Below are 3,414 nucleotides of genomic sequence, written 5' to 3'. Positions count from 1 at the left end.
TTCAAGCTTCTGCTGTTTGGTTAAAGTCACTTTCATAGGTAGGAATCATGATCCTGTTTCTACGTAAAATCAAGCATCTTCAATGATCACGGGTATAGTAAAATGTACCTTAGATGGTAAAGAATATAACGCGGTGGATTTTGAAAAGCTGCCACCAAATGAACTATCTGAAAAACGTCGCAATTTGATCTGTACTAAGTGTGGTAAAGATGCTTTTTTCCGAAAATCATCAAGATCTGGTCAAGCTGCGTGCTTTGGGGCGAGACCTCATGCTGATGATTGTTTCTTTGCTTCCGCCGAAACGCAGCAGGTTGATGATGAAGGTGGTGATGAAGATCGCATTAATAATCCAGGTCAGCGCATTCTTATCGATTTGAATTATGGTGCTGCGCCAACACGCAACGTAGATGTTAAGCCAAGTGCCCCATCTGGAGACAATGATGGGCGGGGCCGTCATGTTGGGCACAACCCAAGGCCAAATGCGAACATGCAGCGTAGGTTAAGCACTCTTCTGCGTAATCTAATAAATTCTGATACATTTCGCCTATCTCAGCAATTGATTGAGTTTGAAGAAAGAGCGGCAATGACCGTTAATCAATTTTTTGTTCATTTTTCTGATGTCGCCGATGAACATGATTATGAATTTCGTGGATATTGGGGATTACTCACTGATGCCAGATTGGGTCAAAATGGTAACTTATGGCTAAATTCTGGTGGCCGTGGAGAGGTTAGCTGTTTAATCAAGTCAGAGCTCGTTGATGCTTTTTACAAAAGATATCATATTGATGACGTGGAAGATTTTGCGGGTACATATTTTCTGATCATTGGAGAGAAAAATACGTCTCAAAATGGTAAGCCTTACATTGCTGCTACTGGCCTTGAATGCGTAGCATTGCAAAAATAAACTTAACAAGCGCTTGCATCAGACACCAAACGCTGCGCGGCTTTTGTGTCATAGCTACGCTAAAACTTTAACTCAAAAGCCGCTTTGCATTCAGAGCCGCTGAAGCGAGCGTTAAGTTTACGAGGGTTCATAAGTAACGATGGATGATTTTTTTAAAACAAAGGTGGGATTTACCATCGGTCTTCTTGCTGCAGTATTTGCATTTAAGCCATTGGTCGACTCTAATTCCGATGTTGGTTTTAGCATATTTCAGGTGAAAATTACCATTGAATACGCATACATATTTCTAACCGCCTTTCTGGGGTTGGCTGTATATTTTATATCACTTCAATTTGCATCTTCTAAACATATCAAAGCTCTTGATGCGATAAGTGATGCCTGCTATTCCGTTGCATTAGCAACGCCCCCAGTGTTTCTAGCATTCTGGTTTATCACTATTACTTTAAGTTACATTGGTTCTTATGTAAGTCAAATCCCAGAATATGCAGTTAATTTTCTAGCCGGTGCACTTTCTAGCGTGTCAGCCAGTGTGATCTACTCATTTTTACAGAAGTCTATTAAGTCAAAATTCTTAGCGGCTGAGAAACAGCAGGAGCGAAAAGCCGACATAGAAATTCTTTCTCGGGCTAAGGAACTTTCGGACATTGGAATGTACGACATGTCTGTATTGGAATCGAGTAAAATTGTCGAGTCTGCTTTGAGGCGCTTACTTGATACAAGAGGCATTTCAGCAAAAAGAGGAAGTATGATAGAGCTGGTGCGACTGTCTGAAAAGCATAAGATATTGAGTAGTAAAGAAATCAGCTTCTTAAACGAAATTAGGCAAAAGCGGAATGAATCTGTCCACTCGATCGATTCCGTAAACAAAGACTCAGCAGAAAGAATCTTGCACATCTCTAGAGAGTTAATTGCAAAGCTTGACGCTGTATCATCTTCCTCTGGATATGAATGGCTTGAAAAAAACAGGGACAAGGTAGTTCAACTACTAAAAGGCGGTGATCTACAAAAATGTCGGCAAGCATTAAATATGCTCAAGGAAGCGTGGAGAAATAGAGATGGTGCTGTTTGGTTAGAATTAACAGAGTTTTTTGAGGTTGCGCTAACATCCAAACCGGAACTAATCGTTACTATGTTCGAAGATGATGAGGAGCTATTAGATAGTTGGTTAGAAAGAGCAGAGGTTCAATTATTTACGGACTTTATTGGTGGGGACAAAGAGCGGCTTGCTGAAGTTCGCTTGACCATTATTTCTCAACTAGAAAAGTACATATCTAGTACAGACAGCGAATCTAGAGGTCAACTAGCTAGGAAAATACTGTCAGTGATCGAAAAATCTAAGATCAGAGAAGTTGAATAAAAACTTAACAAACGAGTATGTCGTCAATCCTAAATTTTAGCGAGATTTTTATCCCACATCACGCCGTCTCTGAGCATCGAATTTAAGATCACTACCATCTTGCGCACACAGGTAACAATGGCGAATTTTCTCATCTCCGTTAGGCGTTATTGACTTTAACGCTTATATCAGTTTTCAATTAAAAATACTATGGAAAGTAATAATGAAATATAACAATCCCATCAACCCAAATTGTATAGATAACTTGCTGGGTGAACTATGGCTCAATGAGGACTCTTTAGTCTTAGACGTTGGTTGTGGTAATGGTGAATTAATTAAAAGCGTTTTAGAAAAGTTTAACTGTCGGGCGGTAGTCATTGAAATTGATGAAAGGGAGATTGCTAAAGCCAAGGAAAACTTGGAGCCTTATTTAGATAAAGTCACCTTTCATAATGCAGCATTCAAAGATGTGGAACTGCCTAGGGGCGTATTTGATGCGTGCTTTAGCTTAGGCTCTACTCATGCTTTTGGCGATGTTGGTGAAGCTTTAGACCATGCATTGTCTGACATGAAGGCTCTCATAGCATCTAATGGCGTAATTGTACTTGGGGATGCGTATTGGCGAAAAGAACCAGATAGAGAGTACTTACTCGCAACAGGTATTGACCCGATAGAGTTACGCTCAAACCTTCAAAACATAGAAGCAGGAAATCAACTAGGCCTTGAATGCGCTTATGTCGTCCATTCTTCTTATCAAGATTGGGATACGTTTGAAAGCTCGTTTTGGCTAGCTGCTGAACGCGAGTTGTTGCTAGACCCTGAAAATATCGAGCTATTGGATAAAGTAAAAACGAGACGACATTGGAAAGATGCGTATTTGAGGTGGGGGCGAGAAACAATGGGGTTTGCTCTATACCTATTCATTCACGCTACACCCCAAAGCATCTAAAAAATGAGTCTGAGGCTCTCCCAGTCTGAATAACGCTGTGAGCCTGGCACACTTAGCGCTATGGAGGGTATAACAATATGAGACCGAGTAGATTCAATTTCTCTGCGTTGCTCGTTGGGGCGATGGCCCCCGGTGTCAGGATAGTTGTCCAGATATTGAATCGCCCTAAAATCCAGCTATGGAGGGCTAATGGAGGACACTATGCCGAGATATTCCGAAGAAAGA

General features: G+C 41.0%; 3 protein-coding genes and 1 pseudogene. 3 read left to right on the top strand and 1 reads right to left on the bottom strand.

The features are described from left to right. The first annotated feature begins 82 nt into the window (after nucleotides 1–82). Together BZJ21_RS15100 and BZJ21_RS15095 are read left to right on the top strand one after the other, a co-directional pair. Nucleotides 83–904, top strand: a complete 822-nt coding sequence (locus BZJ21_RS15100; RefSeq protein ID WP_077670235.1) for a hypothetical protein — start codon at nucleotides 83–85, stop codon at nucleotides 902–904. A 139-nt stretch (nucleotides 905–1,043) separates the two neighbouring features. After that, entirely contained in the window at nucleotides 1,044–2,261 is a 1,218-nt protein-coding gene (locus BZJ21_RS15095; RefSeq protein ID WP_077670234.1) for a HEPN domain-containing protein, read from the top strand. 29 nt (nucleotides 2,262–2,290) lie between these two features. Here BZJ21_RS15095 and BZJ21_RS16725 read toward each other — a convergent pair. After that, a pseudogene (locus BZJ21_RS16725) lies at nucleotides 2,291–2,392 on the bottom strand (IS110 family transposase); the annotation flags it as partial. A gap of 71 nt (nucleotides 2,393–2,463) precedes the next feature. On the opposite strand from BZJ21_RS16725, the gene BZJ21_RS15090 reads away from it, so the two are divergent. Continuing rightward, entirely contained in the window at nucleotides 2,464–3,189 is a 726-nt protein-coding gene (locus BZJ21_RS15090; RefSeq protein WP_077670233.1) for a class I SAM-dependent methyltransferase, read from the top strand. The last annotated feature ends 225 nt before the right edge of the window (nucleotides 3,190–3,414 follow it).

Origin of the sequence: Salinivibrio costicola subsp. alcaliphilus (genome assembly GCF_001996185.1) — a bacterium.
Classification (GTDB): domain Bacteria; phylum Pseudomonadota; class Gammaproteobacteria; order Enterobacterales; family Vibrionaceae; genus Salinivibrio; species Salinivibrio costicola.
The sequence above is the reverse complement of the archived record's forward strand: the minus strand, read 5'-3'. Positions and strand labels throughout refer to the sequence as shown.

What these genes read in the sequence shown, in the direction of transcription:
- BZJ21_RS15100 (WP_077670235.1), top strand. Translation starts at nt 83, where the DNA reads ATGATCACGGGTATAGTAAAATGTACCTTAGATGGTAAAGAATATAAC.
- BZJ21_RS15095 (WP_077670234.1), top strand. Translation starts at nt 1,044, where the DNA reads ATGGATGATTTTTTTAAAACAAAGGTGGGATTTACCATCGGTCTTCTT.
- BZJ21_RS15090 (WP_077670233.1), top strand. Translation starts at nt 2,464, where the DNA reads ATGAAATATAACAATCCCATCAACCCAAATTGTATAGATAACTTGCTG.